Below are 15,448 nucleotides of genomic sequence, written 5' to 3'. Positions count from 1 at the left end.
CCACTACTATGTAGCTGCCCTTGTCGAGCACCTGACGGACGAACGCCTTGATCTCGTCGGCGGTGATCGATCCGGCCGTGGCTACATTGTCGTTGAAGGTGTCGATGCCAGTACGCTCCCATGTGGTGAGCGCGGAGAGCCAGTTGCCGTTGCGCTCCTTGCCTTCGGTGTAGGATTTGATCATGTATTCCTGCACGCGCGACAGCTCCTCGGGCTTGATGTCGGCCGCGAGCTCCTCAAACTGTTCGGCGATGATGGCGAGCACCTTGTCTTTCATCTCCGGCTTCATGGGGAAGGCGGTCTGGAAGATGACGTTGCGCGGAGCGTCGAGAGTCATTGATCCCGATGCGCCGATCGAGTAGACCGCGCCCTCCTTCTCGCGCACGATGTCGTTGAGGCGGCGTGAGAGTATCTGTCCGGCCATCGACGCTATCTGGCTGTTGCGGCTGTCGGCGGGCATGTCGGCCACCTCGAATATGGCCACGTAGGTCTGCGGTGTCTCCATCTTGACCGACTCCTGGGCCGTGCGGCTGCCCTCCTGTATGAGGAGCGACGGCTCGAACTCGGTCACCTTTCTGACGGCTGTGGCCGGGTCGCCGGGGAGACTGGCTATATACTGCTCCACGAGCGGACGGAGGGCGTCGGTGTCGACATTGCCCACGAAGGTGAACGTGAAGTCGGCGGCATTGGCCGTCATGGCGCGCGAGATGCTGATGATCTGACCGCGGTCGGCGCGCTCCACGTCGCTTACGGTGGTCATGGCCGCACGGGGCGAGCCGCCGTAGAGGTTCTTGAGCACGGTGGTGTTGAACTGGAACTGCGGCGTGGCCTCCTGGTTGTGGATCGACGAGGCTACCGACTTCTGCAGGGCCTCGAACTCGTCGGCCGTGAAGTTGACGGCCGTGAAGCTCATATAGATCAGCTCCATGAGCGTGGGCAGATCCTTGGGTACGGTATTGCCGACCACTGAGCGCGAGAACGCGCTCCAGTTGAGTCTCACACCGGCCTGCTTGCCGGCGAGATACTTCTGCAGATCCATATTGGAGTAGTCGCCGAGGCCATACTGTGAGAGGGCGTCGCTCATGAACAGCAGCGAGGCGGCATAGTCGTCGCCGAACTTCGGCGAATATCCGCCGTTGGCCACTGCCGAGAAAAGTATCTCGTCATCCTTGAAATCGGTCTTCTTGATCACCACCTTGGCGCCGTTGGAGAGAGTCCATTCGATGGTGCCCCACTGCGGGTTCTCCGACGTCGACACGATCGTGCCGGGCTTGGGCATCTCGGGGATGAGCGGCTCCGACTTCACTTCGTCGACAAACGGCTCGATGGTTTCGGCGTCGACAGCCGCCAGGGCTTCGGCAAACTCGCTGTCGGTGGGGTAGCGGCCCTCGGAGTTGTCGGGCAGCAGAGCCATGAGCACACGGTTGTCGGACACCGGCAGGGCGGCCAGAGCCTGATTGATCTGCGCCACCTGCACGTTCTGGGCTATCATCTGCACCATCGGCCATTCGGCCTCGATGCCGGGGATCGGCTCGCCCTCAAGGAAGTTGTTGATGTATTCCCGCACGTAGGAGGAGTTCTCACACTGGCGGCGGTTGTTGTAGGCACGCTCCATGCGCGAGAGATACTCGCTGCGGGCGCGGTCATACTCCGTGACTGTGAAGCCGCCCCGGACCGCACGCAGCAGCTCGCGGTAGGCGGCAGCGAGAGCCTTGGGGTGGTCGCCGTCCTTCGACATGGCGTAGAGATCAAGCGCGTCCTTGGTCTGGGCGATGAAGAACTTGCCCATCACGGCCTGTGCTCCGGCAAACGGGGCGTCGGGACGCGAGGCGATGTCGTTCAGGCGGGTGTTGAGCATGGAGGTGATCATCGACTCCACATATTCCTGCGCGTAGTAAGCGGGGGTGTTCTTGAGTTGCTCGGGGAAGGCGTCGCTCTTGATCATCAGCACTGTCAGGGAGTTCTGCTGCTCCTTGTCGTGGCCTATGGCGTAGATGGTGCCCTTGTTGTCGCTCACCGGGAAGTAGACGCGCTCTTTCGGGTCGGCGGGCATCTCGATGTCGGCAAACATCTCCTTGATCTTGGCCTCGATACGGTCGGGGTCGATGTCGCCCACCACGATGATGCCCTGCAGATCGGGACGATACCACGTCTCGTAGTAGTCGCGCAGAGCCTGATGGGGGAAGTTGTCAACCACCTCCATGGTGCCTATCGGCAGGCGGTGGCCATATTTCTCGTCCTGATAGATCACAGGCAGGAGCTTCTCGAGTATGCGCATCTGTCCGACATTGCTCTGGCGCCACTCCTCATGGATCACGGCGCGCTCGGCGTCGATCTCCTCAGGGAGCAGCAGCAGGTCGTTGGCCCAGTCGTGGAGTATGAGCAGGCAGGAGTCCTGCACGCCCTCGCGGGCCACGGGCACGTTGCTGATGTTGTAGACCGTCTGGTCGAAGCCGGTCATGGCGTTGAGGTTGCGGCCGAATTTCACTCCCACCGATTCAAGATAGTTGATCAGATCCTTGCCGGGGAAGTGGGTGGTGCCGTTGAAGCACATGTGCTCGAGGAAGTGGGCCAGTCCGGCCTGATGGTCCTCCTCCTGCATCGATCCGACCTTCTGGGCTATGTAGAAGTCGGCCTGTCCCTTGGGGTATTCGTTGTGACGGATGTAATAGGTCAGTCCGTTGGGGAGTTTGCCTATGCGCACCTCCTTGTCTGTTGGAAGCTGCGGCATCTGCTGGGCCGTGGCCGTCGCTCCGCAGAGCAGGGCGGTGGCGGCTGTCAGCGCAGCCAGGCATCGTTTGATTTTCATACTGCTAATGATATTAAAAAATAGTTTTCGTGATTGGCTTGATTATTCGGATGTTATATGAAGAGTTTCTTTCAAGTGCCGTCGATCGAATCTGAATGCTTTTTCTTAATCTGAATGCTTTTCTTAATATGTCGCGCGAAAAAGCGAAAAGTTGCAGCCGGGAGTCATTTTTCTCGTTTTTTTCTCACCCATGCCACCGAAATCCCCACGCTGACGGCGAGAGCCCACGGATAGACCATGTAGGGCCATGGAGCGGCGGGCGAGATCCCGGCAAGGGCGGTGGCCAGCAGGGTCTGGGCGCCGTAGGGGATCAGCGCCTGCACTATGCACGAGGCGGTGTCGAGCAGCGAGGCGGTCTTGCGCGGGGTGATTCCGTAGGTGTGGGCTATGTCGCGGCTGATGGCGCCGGTGGTGATGATGGCCACGGTGTTGTTGGCCGTACACAGGTTGACGATCCCCACGAGCGCGGCCACGCAGGCCTGTGCGCCGCGGGCGCCGCTGATGCGGGCCGTGAGCCGCTGCAGCAGATAGTCGATTCCGCCGGCCGATTTGATCACGCCAAGCAGCCCGGCGGCCATGAGAGTGATGATGATGAGGTTGCCCATCGAGTCGATGCCGGCGCCCATGTAGCCGCAGAGTGTCAGGGCGTCGTGGCCGCCTGCGAGGCCGAGCGCGAAGGTGGCGGCGATGCCCGCCGAGAGCACTATGGCCACGTTGATGCCCGCCACCGCAAGGGCGATGATCAGCAGATAGGGAGCTATGAGCCATGGCGTGGCTGCGGCGGGACTCAGGCCGGGCATTGCGGTGGTGAAGTCGGAACCTATGAACACGTAGGCTATGAAACTCACCAGGGCGGCCGGGGCGACGATGCGGATGTTGGCGCGGAATTTCTCGTCCATGCGACACCCCTGGGTGCGGGTGGCCGCGATGGTGGTGTCGGAGATAAACGACAGGTTGTCGCCGAAAAAGGCTCCGCCGATCACCGCCGCCACATACATGGCGGTCGGGGCGCCGGCCGCGCCGGCCATCTCGGCGGCAAGAGGGGCGAGAGCCACGACGGTGCCCACCGAGGTGCCTACCGACAGCGATATGAAACATGCGGCCAGAAACATGCCCGGCAACAGCAGCTGCGGAGGAAACACACGGAGCGTCAGCGCCACAGTGGCGTCGACCGCGCCGATCTCCTTGGCCATCGAGGCGAAGGCACCTGCAAGCACGAAGATCCAGATCATGTAGAGAATGTCGCTGTGGCCGGCCGCACGGGAGAACACGCCGATGCGATCGCTCAGACCCCCGCGCATCACCACGCCGATACCCCACGCCGATGCGGCCGTCAGCGCCACGGCTATGGGCATCTTGTAGAAGTCGCCGATCATGGCCGATACAGCCACGTAGAGCGTCAGGAAAACTATCATGGGCGACAGGGCGAGCCATCCGCGCCGCGAAGGTATTAAATCAGTGTGTGTCATATCCGGACGCAAAGTTACGCAACAATTCCCGTCCGTGCAATGCGCGTCTGTCGCCTTCAGCGACTCAATCCGGTCCTGTGGCCCGTTCGAAGTCGCGCAAGGTCGCCAGCAGCCCCGGGGCGAGGATCTCCTCGCATCGAAGGGCAATCTCCCGGGGGATCGGATAGACGCAGGCGGCGATAGAGCCTGCGATACATGCCATGGTGTCGGTGTCGCCGCCGAGCGACACGGCCAGCCGCACGGTGTCCTCGAAGTCGCGGCCGTCGAGAAACGCTATGATTGATTCCGGCACTGATCCCTGGCAGGAGACGTCCCATCTGTAGTCGGGACGGATCTCCTCTATGGTGCGCGTAAGATCGTAGCTGAAGTGCCATTGGATGTAGTCGCGGATGTCGCCTTTCGAAGCGCCGTGGCGGGCCATCCATATCGCGGCGGCCACAGCTTGGGCGCCTGCTATGCCGGCCGGATGATTATGGGTCACCGAAGCCGATATGCGGGCTAATCCGAGGGCTTCGTCGAGGGTCGACGCCACGATCCCCGCCGGGCTCACGCGCATCGCCGAGCCGTTGCCCCAGCTGCCGTAGGGTTGCGGGTCGGAGCTGTGAAGCCATTGGTTGAACCGGTAGCCGTAGCCGGCGTCGGGATATTCGCGCCCGAACTCCTGCATTATCCCGACAAGACGGTCGGGCGAGCGGTCGGAGTCGGGCATGAGCCACCGGGCCACGGCAAGGGTCATCACACTGTCGTCGGTGAAACGGCTCCATGGATAAAACAGATCGAAGTCGTAGAATTTCACCCGGCTGCGCTCGAAAAAAGAGCCTATTATGTCGCCGGCTATAGCTCCGAGCATAAGCGGTCAGTCTCGGTTTTTCTGTGGCATCCCGAAGCGTCCGAACGGGTTGCTCCCGGCCGGCCGGCGGTATCTGACGGCGCCGATGTCGTAGGATTTGTGGCACGAGTCGCAGAGCGGTATGAAGTGCGATTCGAGCGGCAGGTGTGCTTCGTAAAACCGTTCGAGGAATTCCTGCATGTCCACCTCCACGGTGTCGCCTCCGGTGGAGTAGTGCCGTTCGAGTATGTCGCGTGCTATGTCAATGCGTCCCGGAGTGTCTTTGATGTGTGCTGCCTGAAGCTCGGTCTGTCGGCCGCAGTGGCTGCACTGTCCGGCTTTGCGGATGGAGCGGGTGTAGTATTTCACTGCGTTGGTCAGCAGTGTCGCTCCGAAGAGGTCGATGAACTCATCTTTTGTGCCTGTGAATTTTGCCATGGTTGTTTTGTTTGAAGTTGTAAACGCTGCAAATTTAGGAACTGAGGCATGGTTTTGCAAGCCGGATGTCGCGCGATATTCGGGAAAGAACAATCTGTATGGTTCTGTACCGTTCACTGTGCCGTTCGTTATGTTCTCCGGACTTGGTGAAAAATAATTTGCCCGAATGGAATAAAATGCGTAACTTCGCGGCGCTTTTAGCAGTGTGCGGCCGGTCCGGTTGGGCTCGTCGGCTCATTGCGGAGCAGACAGATAATCATTATTATTAACAACCCAAAGAACATGAAGTACGAAACCGTTTTCATTTTAACTCCCGTTTTGTCTGACGTTCAGATGAAGGAAGCGGTAGCAAAGTTCGCTGATGTGCTCAAAGCCGAAGGCGCGACCATCGTCAACGAAGAGCTCTGGGGTCTGCGCAAGCTCGCCTATCCCATCGCCAAGAAGTCGACCGGCTTCTACAGCCTCATCGAATTCGACGCCGACCCGACCGTCATCAAGAAGCTTGAGACAGCTTTCCGTCGCGACGAGCGCGTAATCCGATTCCTCACATTCCGTCTCGACAAGTACGCTGCCCAGTATGCCGAGAAGCGTCGTTCGCTCCGAGCAGGAAAGGCCGCTGCCGCCAAGGAAGAAAATGTAGAAACCACAAAGGAGAATTAAGCTATGGCACAGACACAGTCAGAAATCCGCTACCTCACTCCGCTGTCGGTAGACGTGAAGAAGAAAAAATATTGCCGGTTCAAGAGAAGCGGCATCAAGTATATCGACTACAAGGATCCCGAATTCCTCAAGAAGTTCCTCAACGAGCAGGGCAAGATACTTCCCCGCCGTATCACCGGCACTTCGCTGAAGTTCCAGCGCCGCGTGGCACAGGCCGTGAAGCGTGCACGCCATCTGGCACTCCTTCCCTACGTCACCGACTTGATGAAATAACCCCTAAACTCTGACAGCAATTATGAAGATCATACTTAAGGAAGACATTCCGTCGCTGGGTTACAAGGACGACGTGGTCATCGTCAAAGACGGCTATGGCCGCAACTACCTCATCCCCCAGGGCAAGGCCGTGATAGCCAGCCCGTCGGCCCTCAAGTCGCTCGCCGAAGAGCAGAAGCAGCGCGCCCACAAGCTCGCCAAGATCAAGGCCGACGCCGAGGCTGTGGCCGAGTCGCTCAAGGACGTGGCTCTCACCATCGGTGCGAAGACCAGTTCCACCGGCACTATCTTCGGATCGGTCAACAATATCCAGATCGCCGAGGCTCTCGAGAAGCTTGGTCACAACATCGACCGCAAGCTCATCGTCATCAAGGAAACCGTCAAGGAAGTGGGCAAGTACGAGGCCACTGTGAAGCTCCACAAGGAAGTGGCAGTGACCATCCCCTTCGAGGTCGTATCGGAGTAATACCGACAGGTTCGGGAAAGCACAGACTTTCCCCGGATATACCGTGAGGCCACGCTGCAAAGCGTGGCCTCACTTGTCGTTTGGATGCCGGTCGATCCGCGCGGCAACATGCGTCGCGGAGTGTGGGAGGATCATTCATGCTTGTCGAGCAGATCCGGGCGCAGACGGCGCGTGCGTTCCATCGCCTGGTCGTAGCGCCACTGGTCTATGCGCGCCTGATGACCCGACAGCAGTATGTCGGGCACACGCCAGCCATTGTAGTCGGCCGGACGGGAATAGACGGGCGGAGCAAGCAGATTGTCCTGAAACGAGTCGGACAAGGCGCTCTGTTCGTCGCCGATCGCTCCCGGAATGAGCCTTACTATGGCGTCGGTGATCACCATCGCCGGAAGCTCGCCTCCGGTGAGCACATAGTCGCCTATTGAAATCTCGCGTGTGATCAGGTGCTCGCGCACTCTGTAGTCCACCCCCTTGTAGTGGCCGCAGAGTATTATGATGTTTTCGAGCATTGACATGGAGTTGGCCATTGGTTGGTCGAAAGTTTCGCCGTCGGGCGAGGTGAAGATCACTTCGTCATAGTGGCGCTCGGCCTTCAGGGCTGTGATGGCGCGGTCTATCGGCGCCACCTGCATCACCATCCCTGCCTCGCCGCCAAACGGATAGTCGTCCACTTTGCGGTGACGGTCGGTGGTATAGTCGCGCAGATTGTGTACATGGATGTCGACGAGTCCCTTGTTGCGGGCGCGTTTGATGATCGAGCATCCGAGCGGAGATTCGAATATCTCCGGCAATACTGTCAGCAGATCAATTCTCATAATTGCGTAGGCTCGCCTTCAGGCTCTCGGTGATCATGACGCGCAGTTCAGCCGGCTCCATCACGGTAAGATTGGCTCCGTGACTCAGCAGTTCCTGCAGAAAGTCGGCGGTGAGCTTCAGGCGGTAGGTGAATATTGAATAATTGTCGTGGATCATCTCCTGCTGTGAGGAGTGGAGCGGAAGCGCTCTGAAATATTTTGCCTGACGGGCTTCGACGCGGATCACCACTCTCTTGGCTTCGGCGTGCGAAAACATTATTCCGAAGCAGTCGGCGAAGTATTGTTCCGGATCGAAACTGTCGGGCATCGCAAACTTGTCGTTGAGGAGTATCACGGCGGCCATGCGGTCGAGAGCGTAGGTCTTGATCTTGTCCTCGGCCACATTGCGCCCGGTCACGTACCACCGCTGTCTGAACAGTTTCAGGAAGTAGGGCTCCACCGCCACGTCGGGCGTGGGATTGCTGCGTGTGTAGTTGCTGTAGGTGAAGCGCAGCGGCTTCTGCTCCTTTATTGCGTTGATGACTGTAGCCAGAAACTGGCGCGACGACGGGACATCCTCCAGAAACACCCTGTGGCTCACAGAGCGTGCGTCTGTGAGCATGTTGCTCATCGCTGCCGAGTTGAGCATCCATTCCGTCACCGAGTCGTCGTGCTTGTCACCTCCGTTGTCGATGTAATACTCATAGGTCGACGGGTCACACTCGATATTGATCTTGAACAGTTCCTCGATGGCGTTGCGATAGTTGTAGAACGTGCGTCGGGGAAGCCGTTCGCCGTCCGACACGTCGGCCCGGCACCATAATTCGTTCAGCTGGTCGCGGGTGATCGCTCCGTGACGTCTGATGGTGTCGATGATCCAGATGTAGCGGCTAAACAGGTTTTTCGGCATAGGCGGTAGGTGTCTGTCGCCGTGCGGCCGGAACGGCAGCGGTGAGGCCGATCATGGTGAGCAGGGCGTTGATGATGAGAAGTTCGAAGCCGGTTTCATAACCCCATGTGCGGTGGAGAAGCCATTGGACTACCCATGCCAGGGCGGGGGCGGCTATGCAGATGGCCGGCACCCATGAGTCGCGCACCTGCCGCCGGGTCAGCAGCCCGAAAGCGAATAGTCCGAGAATGGGTCCGTAGGTGTAGGAGGCGAGGGTGTATACGGCGCTGATGGCGTCATCCTCGCTAAGGTGGTAGAACACCACGATCACCAGACCCATCACGGCGGCCATGGCGCCGTGTATGCGGCGGCGCACGATGGTGAGACGTTGCGGGTCGAGCCGCTGTGGAGCGTCGAGTATGTCTACGGTGAGTGAGGTCGTCAGCGAGGTCAGGGCCGAGCCTGCGGCCGAATAGGCGGCCGCTATCAGCCCTACCACAAACACTATCCCGGCCACTACAGGCATGCCGTCGTGCGACGCCACGAGGCCAAACAGTTCGTCGGACTTTTCAGGCAGTTCCAAAGCGTTGTGCGACGTGTAGAGCAGCAGCATAGTGCCTAAGATCAGGAAGAGGCCTATCACGAAAAACTGCATCACGCCGCTCCATATCATGTTTTTGCGCGAACTCGCCGAGTCGCGGCACGACAGATGGCGCTGCATCATGTCCTGGTCAAGGCCGTTGGTGGCTATGGCCATGAACACTCCGGCCAGAAACTGTTTCCAGAACCACTGGCCTGATTTCGGGTCGTCGAAAAAGAACACACGGCTGCTGTGATGGCTGCCGACGGCGTCAACGAGCTGTGTGAAGCCGAGTCCGAGATCCTTGGCGATGAATATGATGCAGAGCGCCACCGAGCCAATCAGGCACGCGCTCTTCAGCAGGTCGGTCCATACGAGGGCTTTCACGCCGCCTCTGACAGTGTAGAGCCATATCAGACCTATGGTGGCGGCCACGTTGACCTCGAAAGGTATGCCGAGCGGACGGAACACCAGCAGCTGAAGCACGGCGCACACTACAAAAAACCTCACCGAAGCGCCAAGCATCTTCGACACGAAGAAGATCCACGCGCCGCTGCGGTAGCTGTTGCTTCCGAACCGCTGGCCGAGGTAGCCGTAGATCGACACCAGGCCGAGACGATAGAAGAGCGGCACGAGAGCCACAGCGATCACCACATAACCCACGATGAACCCCATCACCATCTGAAGGTAGGCATAGCCTTTGGCCGCCACCATCCCCGGAACGGAGATGAATGTGACGCCCGATATGGCAGCGCCGACCATAGCGAAAGCCACCACAGGCCAGGGAGCCTTGCGGTTGCCGGTGAAGAATGTGTCGTTGTCGCTGCCGCGTGAGGCCACCCACGATATGCCGATGAGCAGGGCGAAGTAGCAGGCCACGGTGACGATTACTGTCAGAGGAGTCATAATGGGGGGGAGGGAAATTCGGTTGTTTGGTTTATTGCAAAGTTACAAATTTAGTCTGAAACTGGGGCGGTTTCTTGGGGTAAGTAACTCTCAAAAATGAGTTGCGAGTGATTTTTGAGAATTGTTTGAGTGATTTTTGCTTGAAGACGAGGGCGTGTAGCCGAGCTGCACGGCTGTAGCTGAATTTTACAAAGCATCGGGCAAAGTCGAAAAGCACCGCAGAAGCCGCGGGTTGCTGATGAGCTTAATAATATCAACTATATTTTTAAGAGAGTTGCTTAAGATCAATCAGTTTTCAAGATTTACTTGTATGCTGCCGCTTGTTGAGTCGTTGTGTGCGGTGTCAGCGATGACGCTGCGGTAGATCTCTGTCAGCCGCCGGTAGTGGCGGTCGGGGCTGAATGCTTCGGCTGCCCGCGCTGCGATAGCATCGTGATCCCAGGCGGTTTCGGCGGCTGTCGTGATAGCCCTATGCAGTGAGTCTGCGTCGCACGGCTCGAACAGGATGCCGTCGCCGTCGCCGATTAGCTCGGGCATACCTCCTATGGCTGCGCCGGCCACGGGAGTGCCGGCCGAAAGAGCTTCAATGACGCTCAGCGGGTTGTTTTCATACCATTCCGAGGGCACGACGCTGAATGAGGCTTCCGATAGCAGCGTGTTTATTCCTGATACGTCCAGTCGGCCGAGAAACTCTATCGCCTCGCAGCGTCCGTAGCGTTCGTGCAGTTGCCGTGCCATTGGGCCGTCGCCCGCCACTTTGAGTGTCAGCCCTTCGGGTGGGGCTTCTGCAACGGTGTGCAGCAGCGTGTCGATCCCTTTTTCGGGCGAGAGCCGCCCCGCGTAGCAGAAGTAAGGCCGGCGGGGGCGTTTTTCGTAGCGTATGCCCGATGTCGTGAAGTTGCAGAGGGTGTGGATGCTATCCGGATTGTAGCCGCTGCGCTCCATCTGCGCGGCCATGAAGCGGCTCGGACAGATAAATGCGTCGGTCCACCGCTGTAGCTTCTTTGCGCTCCATCTGGCGGCCTCGGCTCTGGCAAGCAGGGAGGCTGCGAGCGATCGTTTCATACAGCGGTGACGCACCACTGCCCACGGATTGTTCAGGCACTCCTCGCATACTTTGCCCGCCCGCAGGAATGTGTAGGCCGGACATATAAGTTTGTAGTCATGGAGAGTCCACACTGTGGGGACGCCGGACATAGCGGCGATTCTGACCACTTCGGGCGACAGATAGGAGTGGATGTTGTGGAAATGCACTATGTCGGGGCTGAACTCGCGAAGAGCGCGGCGGAAAGCCGCTCCCACACCCGCGCCGCCGAGTATGCGTCGGGCGGCGCGCGCTTTGTCGGCTGCAGAGCCGTCGATGCTGACTTCCGGAGCTGTGAAGAGGGGTATGTCGGGCGATGCAGGGGCGTTGGCCGGAAAGTCCATCGCAAATATGGCAGTGCGCCATCCGTGGCTGTGGAGGAGTCTGGCGAGATCTATCGCCACCGCCTCGGCGCCGCCACGCCGATAGCCGAATTTAGTGACTATCAGGATGCCCCGGCTGCTCATTGTTTCGCTGTGTTCCAGCGGCGAGCGAGTCCGCCTTCGCCGGTTTCCTTGTAGATCGATGGCAGGTCGTGGCCTGTTTCTTTCATCACCTCCACCACGCGGTCATATGACACTCGGTGGTTTCCGTCGGTGAACGATGAATAGAGGTTGGCGTCGAGGGCGCGGGCTGCAGCATAGGCGTTGCGCTCTATGCAGGGTATCTGAACGAGTCCGCACACCGGATCGCACGTCATGCCAAGATGGTGTTCGAGACCCATCTCGGCCGAATATTCGATCTGGGCTGGACTGCCGCCGAACAGTTGGTTGGCTGCTGCCGCCGCCATTGCGCAGGCCACTCCCACTTCACCCTGGCATCCCACTTCTGCGCCGGCTATCGAGGCGTTGGTCTTGGCAATGTTGCCGATCAGTCCGGCCGTTGCGAGAGCGCGGTATATGCGCGAGTCGGAGAAGTCGCGGCTTTTCTTCAGGTGATAGAGCACAGCCGGCACCACTCCGCACGATCCGCAGGTGGGGGCGGTCACGATCTCGCCGCCCGAAGCGTTCTCCTCGCTCACGGCAAGGGCGTAGCTGAACACCAGTCCACGGCTCTGCAGGTTGGATTTGTAGCCCGAGGCTCTTACGTGGTAGGAGTTGGCGCGGCGGCGCAGGTTGAGCGGGCCGGGCAGCACTCCCTCCTGATCAAGGCCGCGCTCTACCGCGGCGGCCATCGTCTGCCATACTTTTGCGAGATATTCCCATATTTCCGGACCCTCGCACTCTTCGACATATTCCCAATAGGTCTTGCCGGTGTCCTCGCACCAGTGGAGTATCTCCGTTAGCGACGACATTTTATAGACGTCGTCGCTGCCTGAGCGGGGTACTCCCTCTTCGGCGAGTTCACCGCCGCCAACGCTGAAGACGGTCCATTCGTCGGTCACGCTGCCTGCTGCGTCGCGGGCCTGGAATTTCATTCCGTTGGGGTGAAAGGGCAGGAATATGTCGGGTTTCCAGATTATCCCCACGTCGGTGGAGGGTTTGATAGTGTCTATTATGGCCACGTCGGTGAGGTGGCCGTGTCCTGTCGCGGCGAGCGATCCGTAGAGGGTCACGTCAATCTTGCGTGCTGCGCGGTTGCGCGAAAGGAATATCTGGGCGGCGCGGCGGGGACCCATTGTGTGCGACGACGAGGGTCCGGTGCCGATGCGATATAGTTCACGTAAAGATTTCATGGAGGTGATTGATGGTGAAGTTGATGATAGTTTGAGGTGTGTGGTAGGTCAGTCGGATGGCTTGTGGCCGTCCGGTCTGAATACGGCTACAGCCCGTGTGCCTTGCGGCATTCGGGCTGTAGTGTTGTTGCTGTTGTCAGTCGTGTTGAGGCCCGACGGGATCAGTCGCGGAAAAACTTCAGTATGTTGTTTTCCACCTTGCGCTTGCCGAGCAGTATGGCGGCAATCTGGTTGCCGAGCGCTGCGGCTCCGCGTGTGCGCTGGAAGAGTGTGGCGCTCTCGTCGAAGGAGTAGGGGCGTCCGTTGTTGTCGACATTGACCACGTTGAACACCACCACGCCGTTGTCGGTCTTGACCGGGCCGGTCAGTTTGCCCGGCTCCGAGCAGCTCACCTCGGCTATCATCTCCGGACCTCCAAGGGCGGGAGTGTAGATCGAGAACTGCGAGAAGTTGACCATCACGGAGTCTATGCGGCTGTTCATGATCTGTGCGTATCCGGCGAGATCCGATGCCTTGCCCTGATAGTCGCTGATGAGCTTCTGGGCTTTCTTGTCGTTGCGCACTTTCTCGGCGAGATAAGCGCGTGTCTGCGGATCGTTGGCGGGCACATAGTCGTCGTAGATGTCGTCGAGAGCCACTGCCAGGAAACGTCCTGTGGCCTCGTCGCCGAAGATGGGCGATACTGCGCCTTTCTTGGCGTTCATGGCCCAGTTGACAGCGCCGCGTGTATCGTTCAGGCGTCCGATCTGGGGAGTCGAGGGCGATACGGTGGCGGGAATGGCTGTGTAGCCCGAATCGGCTGCGTTTTTGTTGAATTCGGCGGCTGTGGTGTTGGCGTTGAGGAATGCCTGGAGCGATGCCTGCAGACGGTTGATGGTGGCGTTTGAAGGCTCTGCGCGGTATTCGATCGTGGCCAGGTCATAGACCGTCACGGGGTTCTGGCGGCTGTTGACACGCACTACCAGCACATTCTGCGGGTTGAGGGTGTCGGGCATGAAGTAGCGTCCTGTGGGAGCGTCGGAGAGCGCTTTCTTGAACTGTGCGAGCTGAGGGTCGGTGAGCGAGAGCTTCACGTCGGCCTGAGGCTGTGCCACGTCGGGATTCTGCGAGAGAGCTTCGAAGGTTGTGGCTCCGGAGTTGAGCTGTCCGATGATCGAGTCGGCAGCCGAACGTCCGGCGGTTACAACGAATATATTGCAGTTGATGGAGTCGATCTCGGTCGATTTGCCGATGAGCTTGGCAAGGGTGAAGTCGTTGCCGATGCGAGCCACGAGAGCAGTGGAGCCTACGGCAGCCGAGTCGGCGAATGCGCGCACCTGCGAGTTGCGGATGGCGGCTGCGGTGGTCTTGCTGCGGTCTACGACGAAGAGGTTGTTGCCGGCCACTCCCTCGGTGTCGGGGGTGTTGCGCAGCGATGCGATGGCCTCCTCTACAGTCTTCTCGGCGGCCACGAGGTCGGCCTGCGAGGGCTGGATGTCAACGTCGATGTAGCTTATGCGGCGCTGCTCCTCGGCGATGGCAAACTGCTCGCGGCGTTCGTTCCATGCGGCCTTGATCTCTGCGTCGCTCACTTCGAAGTCTTCGTCGGCGAGCGATGTGTAGTCTTTATGGGCGTAGGCCACGGTGGCTGTGCCGAGGCCTTCGTCATAGAGGGCTTTGGCGTCGAGCTTGTTGGCCACCAGAGTGCCGGTGAAGAGTGTCTGGAACTTCTGCTGCAGGAGATACTGCTCCATCTGGTTCTCAAGGTTGATCCACAGGTTGCGGAGCTGCATGGCTGTCTGCTCGTCGAGGCCGTATTTCACTGGGTTGAAAGCCATATCGTGGAGGGCGGAGGCGCTCTCCACGCCTACCTGCTGACGCACCATCTGGTCGACCATCGGAGCGCCGGTGCCGAGCATCATTTCGGTCAGCTCGTCATCGGTCACCTTCAGGCCGAGAGCTTCGAGTTCTTCTTTGTAGAGCTTTTCGGAAACCATGTTGCCGAGCACCTGCTGCTGCAGCAGGGCCTGGTCGATCTTCTGGCCGCTCTGCTGTGCGCTCTGGTTGGCGACCTCCATCTGGCGCTGGAATTCCTGAATGTCGATTTTCTGTCCGCCTACTTTGGCGACGGTGGTGCCCGTACCGAAGAAGGTGCGGCCCGAAGTGAAGAAGTCACCGATGATGAACGCCAGAAGCGCCACGCCGATGATTACAAGCAGAAGCACCGATTTGCTTCTGATTTTCTCTAATGTAGCCATTTAAGTGTTTATCTGATAATTGTTTGATTTCTTTCTTTCTCCGTTGCAGCGCTTTTGCCGCCGCATGGCGCCGGTGACCGTGCTTTACAAGACAAGGCAAAAGAGCGCACAAAGATACGCTTTTTTTGCCTTGCTTCAAAACGTTTCGTGGCTAAATCTCCACAAGATCCCGCAATATGGTCTGGGCGGCGTCATCTGGCGGTCAGTCGTCAGCGCCGGCGGTCGGTCAGTTGAGGCCGAATTCCTTGCGGATGTCGTCGACGCGGTCGAGCCGCTCCCAGGTGAACAGCTCTACGGTGCGGCTGAAACGGTTGTTGCCCGATCCGAAGGTTTTGGTGA

General features: G+C 59.1%; 13 protein-coding genes. 3 read left to right on the top strand and 10 right to left on the bottom strand.

Annotation, left to right across the window (positions count from 1 at the left end; translation table 11 throughout):
* From C5O24_RS04955 to C5O24_RS04940, 4 genes are all read right to left on the bottom strand, one after another.
* The coding region (locus C5O24_RS04955; protein WP_107681540.1) for a M16 family metallopeptidase at window positions 1–2,809 on the bottom strand (2,809 nt) is incomplete at its 3' end.
* 164 nt (window positions 2,810–2,973) lie between these two features.
* Window positions 2,974–4,278: a Na+/H+ antiporter NhaC family protein gene (locus tag C5O24_RS04950; protein ID WP_107681539.1), complete on the bottom strand. Its 1,305-nt coding sequence runs from the start codon at window positions 4,276–4,278 to the stop codon at window positions 2,974–2,976.
* 64 nt (window positions 4,279–4,342) lie between these two features.
* A complete protein-coding gene (locus C5O24_RS04945) occupies window positions 4,343–5,128 on the bottom strand; it encodes an ADP-ribosylglycohydrolase family protein (RefSeq protein WP_107035673.1) in 786 nt (261 codons plus the stop codon).
* Between the two features lie 6 nt (window positions 5,129–5,134).
* A complete protein-coding gene (locus C5O24_RS04940; RefSeq protein ID WP_107035672.1) occupies window positions 5,135–5,545 on the bottom strand; it encodes a hypothetical protein in 411 nt (136 codons plus the stop codon).
* A 282-nt stretch (window positions 5,546–5,827) separates the two neighbouring features.
* Here C5O24_RS04940 and rpsF point away from each other — a divergent pair, with 282 nt between their 5' ends.
* Genes rpsF through rplI form a run of 3 tightly spaced genes read left to right on the top strand, consistent with a single transcriptional unit; the run spans window position 5,828 to window position 6,944 of the window.
* Window positions 5,828–6,205 (top strand): 30S ribosomal protein S6, encoded by a 378-nt coding sequence (gene rpsF / locus C5O24_RS04935; RefSeq protein ID WP_107035671.1) that lies wholly within the window; start codon window positions 5,828–5,830, stop codon window positions 6,203–6,205.
* Between the two features lie 3 nt (window positions 6,206–6,208).
* Window positions 6,209–6,478 carry a 30S ribosomal protein S18 gene (rpsR, locus tag C5O24_RS04930; RefSeq protein WP_107035670.1) on the top strand — a complete coding sequence of 90 codons (270 nt, stop codon included), beginning with the start codon at window positions 6,209–6,211 and terminating at the stop codon, window positions 6,476–6,478.
* A gap of 22 nt (window positions 6,479–6,500) precedes the next feature.
* The gene (gene rplI / locus C5O24_RS04925) at window positions 6,501–6,944 is read left to right on the top strand and encodes a 50S ribosomal protein L9 (protein WP_107035669.1); all 444 of its coding nucleotides are present in this window, start codon (window positions 6,501–6,503) and stop codon (window positions 6,942–6,944) included.
* Window positions 6,945–7,075: 131 nt separating this feature from the next.
* On the opposite strand, the gene trmD is transcribed toward rplI, so the two are convergent.
* The 6 genes from trmD to C5O24_RS04895 form a co-directional block, all read right to left on the bottom strand.
* Complete coding sequence (trmD, locus tag C5O24_RS04920) at window positions 7,076–7,759, bottom strand: tRNA (guanosine(37)-N1)-methyltransferase TrmD (RefSeq protein ID WP_107035668.1); 684 nt, start codon at window positions 7,757–7,759, stop codon at window positions 7,076–7,078.
* Window positions 7,749–8,648, bottom strand: coding sequence for a helix-turn-helix transcriptional regulator (locus C5O24_RS04915; protein ID WP_107035667.1), 900 nt, complete (start codon window positions 8,646–8,648; stop codon window positions 7,749–7,751). Before C5O24_RS04915 ends, trmD begins: the two co-directional genes overlap by 11 nt.
* Complete coding sequence (locus C5O24_RS04910; protein ID WP_107035666.1) at window positions 8,629–10,113, bottom strand: sodium:solute symporter; 1,485 nt, start codon at window positions 10,111–10,113, stop codon at window positions 8,629–8,631. Before C5O24_RS04910 ends, C5O24_RS04915 begins: the two co-directional genes overlap by 20 nt.
* 288 nt (window positions 10,114–10,401) lie before the next feature.
* On the bottom strand, window positions 10,402–11,664 hold the full coding sequence (locus tag C5O24_RS04905; RefSeq protein WP_107681538.1) for a glycosyltransferase: 1,263 nt from the start codon (window positions 11,662–11,664) through the stop codon (window positions 10,402–10,404).
* Window positions 11,661–12,872, bottom strand: coding sequence for an L-serine ammonia-lyase (locus C5O24_RS04900; protein WP_107035664.1), 1,212 nt, complete (start codon window positions 12,870–12,872; stop codon window positions 11,661–11,663). The genes C5O24_RS04905 and C5O24_RS04900 overlap by 4 nt, the downstream gene beginning before the upstream one ends.
* A gap of 161 nt (window positions 12,873–13,033) precedes the next feature.
* Complete coding sequence (locus C5O24_RS04895) at window positions 13,034–15,109, bottom strand: peptidylprolyl isomerase (protein WP_107035663.1); 2,076 nt, start codon at window positions 15,107–15,109, stop codon at window positions 13,034–13,036.
* Between the last annotated feature and the right edge of the window lie 339 nt (window positions 15,110–15,448).

Origin of the sequence: Paramuribaculum intestinale (assembly GCF_003024925.1) — a bacterium.
GTDB lineage: Bacteria > Bacteroidota > Bacteroidia > Bacteroidales > Muribaculaceae > Paramuribaculum > Paramuribaculum intestinale.
Note: the sequence above shows the minus strand (reverse complement) of the source record. Positions and strands in the feature narration are given on the sequence as shown.

Coding starts and splice junctions, on each gene's coding strand:
- rpsR (WP_107035670.1), top strand. CDS start 6,209: ATGGCACAGACACAGTCAGAAATCCGCTACCTCACTCCGCTGTCGGTA.
- C5O24_RS04940 (WP_107035672.1), bottom strand. CDS start 5,545: ATGGCAAAATTCACAGGCACAAAAGATGAGTTCATCGACCTCTTCGGA.
- C5O24_RS04895 (WP_107035663.1), bottom strand. CDS start 15,109: ATGGCTACATTAGAGAAAATCAGAAGCAAATCGGTGCTTCTGCTTGTA.
- trmD (WP_107035668.1), bottom strand. CDS start 7,759: ATGAGAATTGATCTGCTGACAGTATTGCCGGAGATATTCGAATCTCCG.
- C5O24_RS04900 (WP_107035664.1), bottom strand. CDS start 12,872: ATGAAATCTTTACGTGAACTATATCGCATCGGCACCGGACCCTCGTCG.
- C5O24_RS04905 (WP_107681538.1), bottom strand. CDS start 11,664: ATGAGCAGCCGGGGCATCCTGATAGTCACTAAATTCGGCTATCGGCGT.
- C5O24_RS04945 (WP_107035673.1), bottom strand. CDS start 5,128: ATGCTCGGAGCTATAGCCGGCGACATAATAGGCTCTTTTTTCGAGCGC.
- C5O24_RS04910 (WP_107035666.1), bottom strand. CDS start 10,113: ATGACTCCTCTGACAGTAATCGTCACCGTGGCCTGCTACTTCGCCCTG.
- rplI (WP_107035669.1), top strand. CDS start 6,501: ATGAAGATCATACTTAAGGAAGACATTCCGTCGCTGGGTTACAAGGAC.
- rpsF (WP_107035671.1), top strand. CDS start 5,828: ATGAAGTACGAAACCGTTTTCATTTTAACTCCCGTTTTGTCTGACGTT.
- C5O24_RS04915 (WP_107035667.1), bottom strand. CDS start 8,648: ATGCCGAAAAACCTGTTTAGCCGCTACATCTGGATCATCGACACCATC.
- C5O24_RS04950 (WP_107681539.1), bottom strand. CDS start 4,278: ATGACACACACTGATTTAATACCTTCGCGGCGCGGATGGCTCGCCCTG.